The following is a 15,469-nucleotide window of genomic DNA, read 5'->3' as shown; positions in this document are numbered from 1 at the left end:
GAGCATTCTTTAGGATGTTCCAGACCGGATGAATTCTGTTTCTCCTTTTGGGATGCAGGCAGGACATCCTGTGATGTGGAAAGAAGAGTATCATGATTTCAAGCAAGTATTTTGCTGTTCTTGCCGCCGCTGGCCTGAGCATTTCCGGCGCTGCCGTGGCCCAGACCGTTCCGCCGATCCCGCAGAGCAGCCCTGTGACGACCATTCCCGCCGGAACGCAGGCGCGACTGCCCGGCGCTCATGTTCAGGCCGTTGCAGGCGGTAAAAATGTCCTGAGCGCTGCGTCGCCGGGTGTGTTGGGTGCCGATGGTCTTCCCTCCATTGAGGGCGCACAGGCAGGCAATATCGCCGGTCTGACCTACTACTGTACGCAACACAAGCTGGTGCTCGGAACATCGCCGATCGTCGCGGCTCGCAAGATCGCCAAGCGTCCGGATGTGCACAGCGACGAGTTCTACTCGCTGGGCGGCAAGGGTCTGCTTCAGATGACGGACGGTAACGTCTTTGATATCGGCACGCTCTCCAAGGACAAGCGCGTTACGACGTGCAACGACCTTGTTAAGAAAGCCCAGTCTTTCAAGTAACTGATACGGCCTACGGGTCTGCAATAAAAAACGCCCCGGCTGTAATGGCCGAGGCGTTTTTTGTGTCGTGATGTCCTGTGGCTCTTCAGGCTGCGAGTTTTTCCATGAGTGCCAGACCTTCGGCACTTCCCAGAACCGCCGCCTTCTCCTGACGGGAGAGACGTTCCAGCGCGACCTGAAGGGACGGGGCCTCCCGCAGCTTGAGCAGGCCCACCAGAAGATGCGCGTCGATCGGGCTGCCCGGGCTGCGGGCCGGGGGAAGCGCGCCTTCATGGGCGCCGAGGAGGGTAGCGTTCTCGCGCAGTGCGGCGAAGGCTTCTTCCGGCGGAGCATCGGGAGCATGGGCGGCGCGTTCACGTGCGGTATCGTTTGCGGCAGCAAGCTGAAGGATCGGCGGAGGGGCGGTTTCCTCCTCGATCAGCAGAAGCCCTGCGCGGCGCAGGCCCAGACCAACGTCCCGGCTCGCCGTCAGTGCGGCCAGAGGAATGGCCAGAACCAGCCCCAGCAGCACCGGCGTCATCCACAGGAACAGCGCCTGTGAGACTGACCATGCCGCAATGGCCAGAAGCAGGCCGAACACGGTGTAAATCCAGTAGCCGTGGGCCACTTCCTTCAGCGAAACCCTGCCATCGTCACGGTTCTGCGCATTCCATCCCGAATCCCGGCCCAGCAGGATCGAAATGACGCCGGACGTCTGGATCAGCATGGCAATCGGCGCGATCAGGCCGCCGATCAGGGTTTCGAGCACGATAGAGACCGCAAGGCGGAAAACGCCGCCAGAACCCTTCAGGGCCGCGCGATCGAACAGCATGGCAATGAACGCCAGAGCCTTCGGTGCGAGCAGAATGCCCATCGTCCCAATGAAGACAAGCTTGGCCTGCACCGGATCAACACGCGGCCAATGCGGATAGAGCGTCGGGGTCGAGCCGAAATATTCGGGGTGATAGAAATGCGACTGGAGCGAAATCAGGATGCCGAACAGCAGGAACAGCAGCCAGAGCGGGGACATGATGTAGGACCCGATGCCCGTCAGCATATGGACACGGCTGACCCAGTGCATGCCTTTCGTGCCGAGGATCTTGCTGTGTTGCAGGTTTCCCTGACACCAGCGGCGGTCACGGATGGCGACGTCTGTCAGCGATGGCGGGCTTTCTTCATAGGAGCCGAACAGTCCCGGCACCATGTGGATGGCCCAGCCGCCACGGCGCATGAGGGCAGCTTCCACGAAGTCATGGCTCAGAATGTGCCCTCCGAAGGGCGGCCGGCCCTTCAGATGCGGTAGTCCGGCCTGTTCAGCGAAGGCCTGTGTGCGGATGATGGCGTTATGGCCCCAGTAATTGCCTTCCGAGCCATGCCACCAGGCAATGCCATGCGCGATCAGCGGTCCATAAACGCGGCCGGCAAACTGCTGCATCCGGGCAAAAAGCGTGCGACCACCCACAATGACCGGGAGTGTTTGGATCAGCCCCACGCCATTATGTTGTTCCATGGCTGCCGTGATCCGGACGATCAGGCTACCATCCATCACGCTGTCAGCATCGAGCGTGAGCATCTGCTGGTAGGACGAACCGAACCGCGTCACCCAGTCACCCAGATTGCCGGCCTTGCGGTCCGTATTCTTGTGACGGCGGCGATAGAAGACCCGCTTTTCGCCATTCGTGGCTTTGCGGAACTCCAGAAAGGCGCGCTCTTCCTGCACCCAGACGTCCGGATTGGTCGTGTCGGACAGGATGAAGAAATCGAAGGCGTCGATCTGTCCCGTCGCCAGAATGCTGTCATGAATGGCGCGCAGACCCGCGAGAACGCGCATCGGGTCCTCGTTGTAGGTCGGCATCAGGACGGCGGTGCGGTTTTTCAGTTCCGGCAGCGGCCCGGTCCGATGGATGCCGAGCCCCAGACCGCCCCGCAGCATCAGCGAGAAGAAACCGCCGAGGCAGGACATGAAGGACAGCGCGATCCAGAAGGCGAGAATGGCGAACAGGATCAGGATAATAACACCAAGCGCCGAGACGCCCAGCGAGTTGAAAACCTGATTGATCCTGTAAATTCCATAGCCCGTCAGCAGCATCGCGCCACCAAAGACGAACAGACGGCGCGCCCACAGGAAAGACGGCGTCGTCGGTAGGGGATCGAAGGGCCGCCCATGACGGTCCGGCTGCTGATGAAGGTTTTGCGGCTTCATAGCCAGCGGTGCTTCAGGCGGCAGGAACGGAGCAGCTTCCGGGGTGGCGTTAGAAGAAAATTCGGTCACGGCGTCCAACGATACATCCATTTTTCTGAAACCGGGCCCTGATCATTGGCGAGCTGGGCCTGAAGTTCGCACGTCTTGGCATCGCCTGGTACGAACTCGAAAGTGGCGCGCCAGCCCTGGATTTCCGGGTTTGGCTCGACGACGACATTGCGGATCGTGCCGGGGCTAGCCTGCGTGATCAGATGGAAATTCATGCCCTGCGGCACGTTCTGGAAGGGGGCGCCCGTGAAATCGATCGCGAAGAATCGTGCTTCGGGGTGGTCGGTTACACTCCCGATTCTTGTGGCCGCAATACGCGCCATCTGGGTCGGCCAGGGCGTGTCCCAGCCCCAGTACATTCTGTAGATATAGCTGTATTCCTGACCACCCTTCATGGGCTGTTTAGGGCGCCAGAACGAGACGATGTTGTCGTTCACCTCGTTGGGGGTCGGGATTTCCACAAGATCGACGGCGCCGTCGCCCCAGTTGCCGATGGGTTCAATCCAGAGAGACGGGCGTTTCTGGTAGTTGAGTGCCAGATCCTCGTAATCATGGAACGAGCGCTTGCGCTGCATTAGACCGAAACCATGCGGACTGCTGTCTGCGAAGGCCGAGAACTGGAGGTCGGTCGGGTTGGTGAGGGGGCGATAGAGCTGCTGTCCGGCGCCCGTCCAGATCTGGAGGGCCTCACTGTCATGCGCGGCCGGCCGCCAGTCATCGACGTGATTGCGGGCGTTTGCGTCGAAATAGAACATGCCCGTCAGGGGGGCGATGCCGGATTCCGTAATATCCTGACGCGGGAAAAGAGAGGATTGGACGTCAAAGACAGTCGTATCGCCCGGACGAATGGTGAAGCGGAACGCCCCGACCAGCGACGGGCTGTCGAGCAGGGCATGAATGACGATGGATTCCACGCCCGGTTCCGGCTTTTCGATCCAGAACTCCCGGAAGAGTGCAAATTCCTCGCCCTTGGGATTGCCGGTGCCGTTTGCGAAAGCGCGGGCTGACAGACCGTAATTCTGGCCTTTGGCCACGGCCCGGAAATAGGATGCGCCAAGGAAGACCGCGCATTCTTCCATCATGCCTGCCGTGTTGATGGCATAGCGCAGACGCAGGCCGGCGTAGCCGAGATCGTCTGTGACGCGCAGAACGGGGTTGGCATAGGTGAAGGCGTCGGGGTCGTAGGGAATGGGGGTGGACTGTCCGCCCGTGACTTCGTTCATGCCGATCCGCGGCTTGTAGAGGAAGCCGCGCGGGAAGAACTCCACGTCGAACGCCAGATTCTGGCCGTGCCACAGGGCCTTGTCCGGATTGAAGGCAATGCTGCGGAACTGGTCGAAATCCATGTTCGCAATGGCACTGGGCAGCGTCTGGGACGGCGGGGAATAGGCTTTCTTCGACAGGCGCTGCGCCAGAAGCCGGACCGTACCGTCGTCAAAAGGCGTCGGCTGCGGTGCAGGCGGGGGGACAGCACCTTTTGGGGCTGCACCCGACGGAGCGGGGGAGGAAGCTGTGGACTGGGCATGTGCCATACGGGTGGCTGTTCCCAAAAGGGTCAGTCCGGCCCCAAGCTTGACCAGATCACGGCGCAGGATACTCATACTTTTCCCAATATCCCAGTTTCTGTCGGCGTCTTCGGAACGAAGCCCACTTTATCCAGCGATACGCCGGAAGCCTTTCGTTGCGAAGAGTCCTTCTATGGTGAGGATGCTATTTCACAAAGGTTGACGCGGCCTTTTTATGGCACACGTCCCAGATGACACATTATTGTGAAATCTGTTGCTGCAAGACATCAAGTGACGGAACGTGCCCCGATAATTCAGAGACGACCGTTTCCGTTATCGCATCAAGCTGCGGAATCCTGAACAGGATAGGCGTTTTGCCGAAGCGCGCAACATCGCGTTCATTGCCGGGATTGGGCGGCCCGACCGGAACCACGCCCAGAACCGGAATGGCCCGCCGACGCAGGGCCTCAAGGCTCAGAAGGGTATGATTGATCGTTCCCAGCCCGCTGCGCGTAACCAGAACAACGGGCAGGGCCAGACGTCCGATCAGGTCCGCGATCATCATGTCTTCCCGCACCGGGACCATCAGTCCGCCCGCGCCTTCCACGACAAGCGGTTCCGACACCTGAGGCAGGACGAGCCGCCCCGGATTGACCGTCACGTTTTCCAGATCGCCTGCTGCCAGCGGAGCGAGGGGCGCTTGAAACGCGTAGGCGGGGGGGACGATGCGGGACGGCTCCAGACCGGCCAGATCCCTCACGGTCGGTGTGTCGCCATCCTCATCTGCAAGACCGGTCTGAAGCGGTTTCCAGTAGGTGGCGTTCCAGGCGCGGCACAGAATGGCGCTGACAAGTGTCTTGCCAATTCCGGTGTCCGTTCCCGTGACGAAGACACCGCGTTGAGAACTCATGGCCGTACTCCTTCTCCAGATTTCACAAACGTCCCGATGCCGATCTGATAGGTCACGTCGGAGCTCGTGCGGTCAAAATATTGCATGACGCGACGCAGGGCGGCGATGCTGGCGGGAGTACTGTCCTGACGGGGCAGAGACGCCCCGATCTGCCGCAGACCGCGCAGGAACTCGCGCGCGCTGCCAACAGGATCGCGCAAGGTCAGCACGTCCCACGATCCGATACCACTACTGGGCCATTCGGCTTGCATGGTCGATACGGACGGATAATCAGGCACGCCGCAAGGCGCGCCCTCCGCCAGACAGGCCTGTTTCCACTCGTCCAGACTGTCTTGCAGCAGCGTCGTAACCATGAGCCGCCCTCTTGGCGCGAGGAGATTGCAGAGTCTGTGCAACCCCTCGGCCCGGTTTGAAAACCATTGCAGACACAGGCTGGAGGCGATCAGGTCGAACGGCCCCGACACGTCCGGATGTTCGGCGTCCATGACGTGAAAATGGATGTTCGCGCCTGATAGATTCTGGCGTGTCCGTGCGATCATACCGGGAGCCAGATCGCTCGCCAGCAGGTTGGCCTGCGGGAAATGTCCAGCAAGCTGAGCCGTTAAAAAACCCGTTCCACACCCGAATTCCAGAATGGAGACAGGCGCGTGTTCCGCCATTTCTTCCCGGATGCGGTCCATCAGCGCTGTGACGCAGCGACGCTGGATATGGGCGGCGGCGTCATAGGCCTCCGCTGCATCGAACCGCGCGGCGATGCTGTCGCGGCGCAGGGGGGCGTCAGGACGCGTCATCAAGTCTCCCTCGCACGAACTCCGCACAGAGTTCGGTATGGGTGAGGGGCAGGAGATGGCCGCCCGCAACCCGTTCTCCCGGCGATGTAAACCCAGCCTGCGCGGCCCCGAACGGATCGTCCGTGCCCGTCATCCAGTGCAGCCTGTTTCCCCAGTCGGCTGCCTGCGCCCGATGGTCCTGCTGCTGAAGCGCCTCCAGCCCCCGGTCTAGTGTTTCAGCATCCGGCGTGCCGGGCAGGGGCGCATCCGTTTCGCAAAGGGCGCGAAAATCGTGTAGCATGGCAACCGGATCGCGCTTCAGGCGTGCGCGCATCCGCGTCAGAACCCGCTCCGGCGTACCATTCGGGAAGTCCGATGCGGCAGTAAAACGTGAGAAACCGTTGAAAAACACCAGCCCGTCACATCCCGGCAGATCCTGCCCCAGCAGCGCCAGCGATCCGGCGGAATGTCCGATCACCAGATAAGGTGTGTCGGGCAGGGAAGGGCGATGTTCGGAGCCGAAATATCCGCAATTCACGACCTGCGCGCTCACATCCGGCAGATGAGCCAGTAGTGGTGCCCAGAAAGACGCATCGAAGCCCCAGCCATGCACAAGATAGAGCGCTCGTGTCATGCAATGTCTCTTGTCAGAGCGATGACGGCCTGTCCGAGGCGGTCGATTGCTGCATCCTTCAGCCCGGCATGGAGCGCCAGTCGCAGCCGCGCGGTTCCCGCAGGGACCGTTGGCGGGCGAATGGCCACGGTCAGGAACCCGGCGTCCTCAAGTCGGGCGGCCACCGTCATGGCGCGTTCGGATTCCCCGATCAGCACGGGCACGATCTGTGTCGTGGAGTCCGCCGTGGACAGCCCTGCGTTGTGCAGCATGGTCCGAAGCCGTTCCGCCTGTCCGAGCAGCTGGGTGCGTTCCTCATCCAGACTCGGCACGACGTCCAGCGCCGCATCGATCGCCCCCAGAACCGCAGGCGGCAGGGCCGTGCTGTAGATGAAGCCCGACGCATGGTTCGCCAGATAGTCGCAGAGCGGTTTCGAGCCCGCGACATAGGCGCCCATCCCGCCCAACGCCTTGCTGCATGTGCCCATCGTCAGATCGGCCATTCCGCAGGACAGTCCGCGTCCTTTCGGCCCCAGAACGCCGGTTGCATGGGCCTCGTCTATATAAAGGAACGCGCCCGCCCGGTCCGCCAGTGCTCGCAGGGCCGGAATGTCCGCCCGGTCTCCGTCCATGGAGAACACGCTCTCCGTCACGATCATCCGCAGGCCGGGTTTTTCGGCCTCGTGATTCAGCAGGCTTTCCAGATGGAACAGGTCGTTATGCCGGAACCGGATCTGCCGCACGCCAGCCGCCGCGCAGCCGTGATGCAGGCTGGCATGGTTCAGGCGGTCCGAAAACACCAGCATCGGCGCGCCTGTTCGGGCGACGGAGAGTGCACACAAAGCGGGCATGATGGACGCATTGGCCTGCCAGCCCGAGGCGAACAGGATCGCGTCCTCACAGCCTTTGAAGGCCGCCATTTTCGTCTCGACCTGCCGGTGCAGGTCCAGTGTTCCGCTGACCAGCCGCGAGGCGCGCGCGCCTGTCCCGAAGCGTAACGCCCAGTCGGCAGCACGTTCGCGCAGCAGCGGGTGATCCGCCAGCCCTAGATAGTCGTTGGACGACACATCCAGCATCCGCCGTCCGTCGCGGACGATCATGCCGTCCTGCCGAACAACCGGGCGCAGGGTCCGCCGCGTCCCTGCGGTTTCGCGCTCGCTCAGGGCGGCTGTGAAATGGTTGTCGAACAGGCTCATGCGGCCTCCCGCAACACGTCCACGATGGCTGTCGTCAGGCGTGTGAGCTCTTTAGGCGTGATCGTGAAGGCGGGCGTCAGATAGACGATGTTGCGGAAGGGCCGGATCCAGACGCCGCGCTCCACAAAGGCGCGACGCAGCGCGTCCGGATTGTCCAGCGTCTCAAGTTCCACGACGCCGATGGCGCCGAGAACGCGCACGTCCTTGACGCCTGGCAGCGCGCGGCAGGGTTCTAGTTCCTGCGCAAGCTGCGCAGAGATCGCCGCAACCTGTTCCAGTCTTGGCTCAGATTCGAACAGGTCCAGTGAGGCATTGGCAACCGCGCAGGCCAGCGGATTGGCCATGAAAGTCGGTCCGTGCATCAGGGCGTGTCCGGCGCTGTCGGACAGGAACGCTTCGAAGACATGCCGCCGGGCTACAGTGGCCGCCAGCGCCATGGTGCCGCCTGTCAGGGCTTTGGAGAGCGCCAGGATGTCCGGCACGATTCCGGCCTGCTCGCAGGCGAACATCGTTCCGGTACGGCCAAAGCCGGTGAAGATTTCGTCGAGGATCAGCAGGATTCCATGCCGGTCACACAGGCCGCGTAGACGGCGCAGAACTTCGGGGTCATGGAACAGCATCCCGCCCGCGCCCTGAACGAGCGGCTCCGTGACCATCGCTGCGATGCTGTCGCCGCGTTCTGTCAGCAGGGTTTCAAGTCGCGTCATGCTGCCCGCATCCACGGGCAGATCGGCCAGAACCTGCTCGGGCAATACGCCAGCGAATAGGCTGTGCATCCCTTCCTCGGGGTCGCAGATGGACATCATACCCAGCGTGTCGCCGTGATATCCGCCCCGGAAGGACAGGATTTTCGTCCGGCCCGTAGTCCCGCGATTGATGTGGTACTGCACCGCCATCTTGATCGCGACTTCCATCGCGACCGACCCGGAATCGGTGAAGAACACGCGCTCCAGATCGCCCGGCAGCAGCGCCGCCAGACGTGCAGCCAGACGGGTGGCCGGTTCGTGAACCATCCCGCCGAACATCACATGCGGCATCTGCTCCGCCTGCCGGACCAAGGCAGCATGGATATGTGGATGGCTGTAGCCGTGACACGCCGTCCACCAGGCTGCCACGCCGTCCACAAGCTCACGTCCATCCGCAAGTGTGATCCGGCTGCCGGACGTGCGCGCAGCTTCCACGGGGAAAGGGGCAGTCTGCATCTGCGTGTAGGGCAGCCACAGATGCGGCAGATCGGCGGCAGCCAAGAGGGTGGTATCAGGGGCAGAAGGAGCGTTGCGAGACATGGCTTGCGTTTTCCCGCATGGCTGGAGGTGAGTCCATCCCCCCGTCTCTTGTGACGCCATAAGGAAAGGCAGGATCGTTCCGCAGGCGGGACGCCGTATCATAAAAGGGTCACGTTTTGTCAGGCAACGATGTGGCATGAGGCCCGTTAGTGACGCGTTCCTAAAAGAACGTGGAAACATTCTGTGCTCCCGACGCGGGAGCCATGACGAGGTTGAAGACCAATGCTGAGTTCCAAGGTCATTCATGTCGATGGTGTCTTTCTGGGGACAGCCATCATGACGGGAAGCCTGAACACCCTGCGGTTCTATGCGACGCATGAGAGCGTACGCGCGTTGCACAATGCCTGCATGTCCGACTTTGGCGCGCTTTATGCCCAGGTCAAAAGCCTGTTCAACCGCAGCCGTATGCTGACGCCGCAGCCAGCCTGATTCTGTTTTTGCGGCGCATCAGGTGCCGCAGAAGGTGTTTTTCACTTGCTCATGAGCGGTCGGCGGGGCTTCGAACCCGTCAGCTCTGTCTTCAAACGGATGCGACAGCGCTTCGTTCAGACGATGGAACGGCGCATAATCGCCCGCCACGGCTGAACGGATCATCTCCTCGATCCGGTGATTGCGCGGAATGATGCGCGGATTCGTGGCCTGCATGTCGGCATGACAGGCCTCTGCGGAGCGCTCTTCCCGATCCAGCCGAGCCTTCCAGTCCCCGATCCAGTCTTCAATCTTCGAGCCCGGCCCGAATAGCGACATGACTTCTCTGGTTTGGCCGCTCCGAACAGCGTCCCCAAGTCTGCGGAATGTGAGCGTGAAATCCGCTTCTCCGCGATGCATGGCCGTCAGAAGTCGCCCCGCCAGCCGGGCATCTCCGTCTTCTTTAAGGGCCAGCCCCAGCTTCCTGCGCCATCCACCGAGATAGGTTTCGTTGAAGACGCCATCAAAGCGCATCAGCGCGCTTTTGGCCTGTTCAACTGCCCGTTCATGGTTGGTGTCCAGGAGCGGCAGGAGGGTTTCCGCCAGACGGCCGAGGTTCCACAGGGCCATGTCGGGCTGGTTCCCGTAGGCATAGCGGCCGTTCTGATCGATGAAGCTGAAAACCTTTGCCGGATCATAAGCGTCAAGAAAGGCGCAGGGGCCGAAGTCGATGGTTTCCCCTGCGATGGACATGTTGTCCGTGTTCATGACGCCATGAATGAACCCGACCAGCATCCACCGCGCCACCAGTTCCGCCTGTCGGGCCGTTACGGCTTCAAGAAATGCCAGGTAGGGATTTTCGGCTTCCGACAGCTCCGGATACAGACGCCCGATGACGTGATCCGCGAGAATGCGGACGCTCTGTGTATCGCCCTGCGCCGCAAAATACTGGAACGTCCCGACCCGCACATGGCTGGACGCAATCCGCACGATGACGCCGCCGGGCTGCATGGTTTCGCGCACTACGTCTTCGCCCGTTGTCAGGGCGGCCAGTGCGCGCGTGGTTGGAATGCCGAGCGCGTGCATGGCCTCGCTCACCACATATTCCCGCAGGACCGGCCCCAGAGCCGCCCGTCCGTCTCCGCGTCGTGAAAACGGCGTCGGCCCGGAGCCTTTGAGGTGGATGTCCCGAAGCCGCCGCGCCCGATCCGTGACTTCTCCGACCAGCATCGCCCGCCCGTCTCCGAGGCTTGGAACGAAATGCCCGAACTGATGCCCCGCATAGGCCATTGCCACCGGAGGTGTGCCATCCGGTCGGCTTCCCTGACTCAGAAATGCAAGTCCCGGAGGGCTGCGGAGCCAGTCCGGGTCCATTCCCAGTTCCCGCGCCAAGGGCTCGTTCAGGGCCACGATCTGCGGATTGCACAGCGGCGTCGGGGTGAGGGGGGCGGAAAACTGCTCGGGCAGGGACGCATAGATGCGGGAAAGCTGCATCGGAGATCCAATCAGGACTGGAAAAGTCTGTCTTTAGATGGCCCACAGAAGTCCAAAAGGGAAGAGCTGTCTTCTTCATTCAGTCCTGGAGTTCAACTGGGAAGCAGTGCTGCTCCAAAAGCCCCGTCAGCCACTCCGTAAAGACTTCGAGCCTGCGGGAGAGATGCTTTCTGTGTGGAAAGAGCAGCGTCATCGGCAAGGATGCGGCCCGCCATTGCGGCAGGACGTCCACAAGTTCTCCACGCCGGAGATGAGGAAGAACATCATAGGCTGGCAACTGCGCGAGGCCGAGGCCAGCCAGACAGCAGGCGACCGCCCCTTCCGCGCTGTTCACCGTTACGCGTCCCTGAACGGCACGGCTTTCCTCCCGTCCGTCCCGCTCCCATTCCCATGCCTCGATCCGCCCGGTGGATGGCGAGGCATAGAGAACGGCCTGATGGGCTGACAGGTCATCCGGCGTCAGGGGAATGCCGAAACGCTCCAGATAGGACGGGCTTGCGACATTGAAGACTGGCAGAAGGCCGAGCCTGCGCCCGATCAGACTGGAATCCTGCAAGGGGCCGACCCGGAGCACGCAGTCGGTCCCGTCTTCGGCCAGATTGATACTGCGATCCGTCATGCCGAGCTCGATATCGAGCCCCGGATACTGCTCCAGAAACGCGGGCAGGGCGGGGGCCACCACCAGTCGCCCGATCCGGCTGGGCAGGTTGACCCGCACATGACCGCGCGTTTCCGAACTATGAAGCCGGAACTGGTTCTCGGCTTCCTCGAAATCGCCCAGCAGCCGCTGGGCTGTCTGCTGAAATCTCTGTCCGTCATCGGTGAGCCTTACGGAACGCGTCGTCCGCGCCAGCAATTGCGTGCCGAGCCGGTTTTCCAGCTCCTGAATGGCGGTCGAAACCGTGGAGCGGGGCATCTGGAGTGTATCGGCCGCATGTGTGAAACTGCCGCTTTCCGCAACGCGGATGAAAATACGAAGCAGGTCGATCCGGTCCATGATGTCTTCCGTGTGTCTGTTCGGATTTTCTGACATATGATGTCAGAATTTCATGCTTTTTCCAGATTTATCGACAAATCATAGTCCCTTTCATCATCCATTAACGCGAGGATATCCTCTCATGGCCGATCACAGCATCAAGGGAAAAACCGCTCTCATCACGGGAGGCGCCAAAAATCTCGGCAGACTGATTGCTCTGGATCTTGCCGCTCAGGGCGCGGCTGCCATCGCCATCCATTACAATAGTGCCGCCACGAAAGCGGATGCGGACGCGACGGTGGTGGCGCTCACGAAACTCGGTGTTCAGGCGCAGGCATTTCAGGGCGATCTGACCACTGCCGGGGCGAATTCCAGACTGTTCGAAGAGGTTGTTGCAGCCTTCGGGAAGCCTGATATCGCCATCAACACAGCCGGAAAAGTTCTTAAGAAGCCAATCCTCGAGACATCCGAGGGCGAGTATGACGAGATGTTCGCGGTCAACGCGAAAGCCGCCTATTTCTTTATCAAGGAAGCCGGACGTCATCTGAACGATAACGGCAAGCTGCTCACGATCGTGACGTCCCTGCTGGGTGCTTATACGCCGTTCTATTCCACCTATGCCGGCTCGAAGGCTGCCGTCGAACATGTGACACGCGCGGCGTCAAAAGAATTCGGAAGTCGCGGCATTTCCGTCAATGCCATTGGTCCGGGTCCGATGGACACGCCCTTCTTCTACGGTCAGGAAGCGCCTGAAGCCGTGGCCTATCACAAGACCGCAGCCGCGCTGTCGTCACTGAGCCGGACTGGCCTGACGGATATTGAAGATATCGTCCCGATTGTTCGTTGCCTGGTTTCGGACGGCTGGTGGATGACTGGTCAGACAATTCTGGTCAATGGTGGCTATACGACGAAGTAATGGGTTTCCAGTCTTGGGCGCGCAAGAAAAGCGTGCCTTCAAGACTGGAATGCCTTGATAAAAACAGCAGGAATGAAAGGCCTTGACCGGGAATAACGAGACCCGGATTCGAATTTTCTAATGTTATGTGGGTCTTTGATAAAGCGGCCTGCGTGATAATTGATGTTGTTCCCAAAGCTGTTAATGAGTTTTTGATCCTCCTGGACTATGCTGATGTCAGGTATTTTTCCGTTCCGGCCTGTAGGGGTGGTGACGGAAAAGAGAGTCTTCTCTATTCATGAGAAAATAAACTGGCGTTCCTGCCTTGGTGTCGCCTTTTGGTTCGCCCCGGGCGTAGCAACAGCATAAAGGACATTTCGTGGAGCATACCCAGAGCTTGTCAGGCCCGGGCGGAAGAGTCAGTCCGACCGTCATCCGGCTTTACGCCGTCCTGGCCGCAGCCCGTTACCACGGTCTGGAACTGGATATCCGCGATTTTGCGGCTGAGCCAGGAGAGGACACACCGTCCCCCGCCACTCTGGCAAGATGGCTCAATGAACAGGGTGCCGTTGCCAAGGGGATGCGCCTTCGGTGGCGCTACCTGATCAAGATCCGCAATGCGCCGCCTGTTGTCCTGATGTTCAAGGACGGATCAGCTGGCCTTATGGTCCGTGCTGATGCTGAAAAAGGCGTGGTCTGGCTCCGCGATCCGATGGGTGGAGAAGGGGATGCGCCAGTTCCGGTCGATGAGCTGCGACTCATGCAGGTCTGGACCGGAGATGTCCTGCTGGTCAAACGCCGTCGTGACGAATCTGAAGCAGACGCCAAGTTCGACCTTTTGTGGTTCTCCAAGATGGTGCTCCGCGAAAAGAAGGTCATGCGCGACATCGCCTTTGCGTCGCTGGTGTTGAGCATCCTTCAGATCTTTCCGGCACTGATCGTTATGCAGGTCGTCGACCGGGTGGTGAATTACCACTCCATGGCGACCCTCATTTCGCTGAGCGGCTTTGTCATTATTCTGTCGTTCTATGAAATTCTGCTGACCTACGCCCGACGCGAGCTTTCCCTGATTCTCTCTACCCGTCTGGATGCGAGAATTTCGCTGCATGCTTTCAACCGGCTTCTCGCACTTCCACTCGAGTTCTATGAACGCGAACAGACGGGTGAGATTCTGGGCCGGTTCATGTCCGTCTTCAAGGTCAGAGACTTTCTGACCGGTCAGTTGATGACAACCCTGCTGGATCTGTTCACGCTTGTTGTGATCCTTCCTGTTCTGTTCATCCTCAGTGCTACCCTTGCCTGGATGACGATTGCCGCCGCCGGATGTATCGGTCTCATCGTGGTAATCTTCCTGCCTCCTGTCACGCGCGTTATCGGCCGACAGGTTTTGGCAGAAATGAAGCGTGGCTCTGTTCTCTACGAGACTGTCGCTGGTATCCGGACGGTCAAGACGCTTGCCCTTGAATCGACACGACGTGAAGTATGGGATGAGCGGACGGCCGAAGTTGTCCGATGGAAGCTGGCAGCCGGACGTATGGCCAGCTGGCCGCAGACGCTTGCCATGCCATTCGAAATTTTCATCAACCGCGGCATTATCCTGATCGGTGCCTATCTGATTCTTACAAATGCAAGTTCGATTCAGGCTGGCGCGCTGATGGGCTTCATGATGCTGGGTGGGCGTGTTGCCAGTCCGCTCGTCAATCTTGCCAGACTGATGGAAGCATTCAATGAGGTCAGTGTTTCCCTCAGCGAAGCCGGAAAAGTGTTGAACCAGCCGACGGAGACCAAGGCGCTGACGACCGGAATGCGTCCTGTCATCAAAGGGGCGCTGTCTTTCGTAAATGTTGATTTCTCTTATCCGGGATCGACCACCAAGGCCCTGAATGATGTGACGTTCGATATTCCGGCTGGTACGATGCTGGGTCTGGTGGGACGTTCCGGGTCAGGAAAATCTACAGTAACGCGCCTTCTGCAAGGCGTCAGTCGTAACTACACCGGCTATCTGCGCCTCGACGGGGTGGATCTTCGGGAAATTAACCTTACCCATCTGCGCCGTTCTTTTGGTGTTGTTCTTCAGGACAACTTCCTGTTCCGTGGCACTATCCGTGACAATATTACGGCTGGTCGGCCTGGTCTGACGATTGATGATGCCATCCGGGCGGCACGCCTTGCGGGTGCTGAGGAGTTCATTGAGCGTATGCCTGCCGGCTACGACACATGGATTGAAGAAGGCTCGACCAATATTTCGGGTGGGCAGCGGCAGAGACTTGCGATTGCACGTGCTGTCATCAGTGATCCGAAACTGATGATCCTGGATGAGGCGACTTCGGCTCTGGACCCGGAATCTGAAGCACTCGTCAACGCCAATCTGCAACGGATCGGCAAGGGGCGTACGATGGTGATTGTTTCCCATCGTCTTTCCTCTCTTGTGAACTGCCATCAGATCGCTGTCATGGATAAGGGTAAATTGGTCGATATCGCACCGCACAAGATTCTGCTCGAACGCTGCGAGATTTACCGGATGCTCTGGCTTCAGCAGAACCGGCACATGACAGATAACGACGTTCCTGGCACAGCCGGGCAACTGACTGAAGGAGAGTAA

At 60.2% G+C, this 15,469-nt stretch carries 13 protein-coding genes; 4 read left to right on the top strand and 9 right to left on the bottom strand.

The annotated features are described in order from the left end of the window. Nucleotides 1-92: 92 nt before the first annotated feature. Entirely contained in the window at nucleotides 93-584 is a 492-nt protein-coding gene (locus tag HKD21_RS01325; protein ID WP_194253862.1) for a DUF2501 domain-containing protein, read from the top strand. A gap of 85 nt (nucleotides 585-669) precedes the next feature. Here HKD21_RS01325 and mdoH read toward each other — a convergent pair whose 3' ends face one another. The 7 genes from mdoH to HKD21_RS01290 all read right to left on the bottom strand — a co-directional run bounded on the left by mdoH (nucleotide 670) and on the right by HKD21_RS01290 (nucleotide 9,094). Beyond that, nucleotides 670-2,856, bottom strand: a complete 2,187-nt coding sequence (gene mdoH, locus HKD21_RS01320; RefSeq protein WP_194253861.1) for a glucans biosynthesis glucosyltransferase MdoH — start codon at nucleotides 2,854-2,856, stop codon at nucleotides 670-672. Further along, nucleotides 2,832-4,415, bottom strand: coding sequence for a glucan biosynthesis protein (locus tag HKD21_RS01315; RefSeq protein WP_194253860.1), 1,584 nt, complete (start codon nucleotides 4,413-4,415; stop codon nucleotides 2,832-2,834). The genes mdoH and HKD21_RS01315 overlap by 25 nt, the downstream gene beginning before the upstream one ends. Nucleotides 4,416-4,578: 163 nt before the next feature. Continuing rightward, on the bottom strand, nucleotides 4,579-5,229 hold the full coding sequence (gene bioD / locus HKD21_RS01310) for a dethiobiotin synthase (protein ID WP_194253859.1): 651 nt from the start codon (nucleotides 5,227-5,229) through the stop codon (nucleotides 4,579-4,581). Next, nucleotides 5,226-6,020, bottom strand: a complete 795-nt coding sequence (locus tag HKD21_RS01305; protein WP_194253858.1) for a methyltransferase domain-containing protein — start codon at nucleotides 6,018-6,020, stop codon at nucleotides 5,226-5,228. Before HKD21_RS01305 ends, bioD begins: the two co-directional genes overlap by 4 nt. Then, nucleotides 6,007-6,633 carry an alpha/beta hydrolase family protein gene (locus tag HKD21_RS01300; protein ID WP_194253857.1) on the bottom strand — a complete coding sequence of 209 codons (627 nt, stop codon included), beginning with the start codon at nucleotides 6,631-6,633 and terminating at the stop codon, nucleotides 6,007-6,009. Before HKD21_RS01300 ends, HKD21_RS01305 begins: the two co-directional genes overlap by 14 nt. Further along, complete coding sequence (locus HKD21_RS01295) at nucleotides 6,630-7,808, bottom strand: aminotransferase class I/II-fold pyridoxal phosphate-dependent enzyme (RefSeq protein WP_194253856.1); 1,179 nt, start codon at nucleotides 7,806-7,808, stop codon at nucleotides 6,630-6,632. The genes HKD21_RS01300 and HKD21_RS01295 overlap by 4 nt, the downstream gene beginning before the upstream one ends. After that, on the bottom strand, nucleotides 7,805-9,094 hold the full coding sequence (locus HKD21_RS01290) for an adenosylmethionine--8-amino-7-oxononanoate transaminase (protein ID WP_194253855.1): 1,290 nt from the start codon (nucleotides 9,092-9,094) through the stop codon (nucleotides 7,805-7,807). The genes HKD21_RS01295 and HKD21_RS01290 overlap by 4 nt, the downstream gene beginning before the upstream one ends. A 222-nt stretch (nucleotides 9,095-9,316) precedes the next feature. On the opposite strand from HKD21_RS01290, the gene HKD21_RS01285 reads away from it, so the two are divergent. After that, the gene (locus HKD21_RS01285) at nucleotides 9,317-9,523 is read left to right on the top strand and encodes a hypothetical protein (protein WP_099285674.1); all 207 of its coding nucleotides are present in this window, start codon (nucleotides 9,317-9,319) and stop codon (nucleotides 9,521-9,523) included. Nucleotides 9,524-9,541: 18 nt separating this feature from the next. On the opposite strand, the gene HKD21_RS01280 is transcribed toward HKD21_RS01285, so the two are convergent. Together HKD21_RS01280 and HKD21_RS01275 are read right to left on the bottom strand one after the other, a co-directional pair. Continuing rightward, on the bottom strand, nucleotides 9,542-10,996 hold the full coding sequence (locus HKD21_RS01280) for a protein adenylyltransferase SelO (protein ID WP_194253854.1): 1,455 nt from the start codon (nucleotides 10,994-10,996) through the stop codon (nucleotides 9,542-9,544). 79 nt (nucleotides 10,997-11,075) lie between these two features. Further along, nucleotides 11,076-11,993 (bottom strand): LysR family transcriptional regulator, encoded by a 918-nt coding sequence (locus HKD21_RS01275; protein ID WP_194253853.1) that lies wholly within the window; start codon nucleotides 11,991-11,993, stop codon nucleotides 11,076-11,078. 121 nt (nucleotides 11,994-12,114) lie between these two features. Between HKD21_RS01275 and HKD21_RS01270 the strand changes: the two genes are divergently transcribed. Next, on the top strand, nucleotides 12,115-12,888 hold the full coding sequence (locus HKD21_RS01270; RefSeq protein ID WP_194253852.1) for an SDR family oxidoreductase: 774 nt from the start codon (nucleotides 12,115-12,117) through the stop codon (nucleotides 12,886-12,888). Between the two features lie 430 nt (nucleotides 12,889-13,318). Beyond that, on the top strand, nucleotides 13,319-15,469 hold the full coding sequence (locus HKD21_RS01265; RefSeq protein ID WP_194254085.1) for a peptidase domain-containing ABC transporter: 2,151 nt from the start codon (nucleotides 13,319-13,321) through the stop codon (nucleotides 15,467-15,469).

Source organism: Gluconobacter cerevisiae (assembly GCF_015244675.1).
Lineage (GTDB): Bacteria > Pseudomonadota > Alphaproteobacteria > Acetobacterales > Acetobacteraceae > Gluconobacter > Gluconobacter cerevisiae.
Note: the sequence above shows the minus strand (reverse complement) of the source record. Positions and strands in the feature narration are given on the sequence as shown.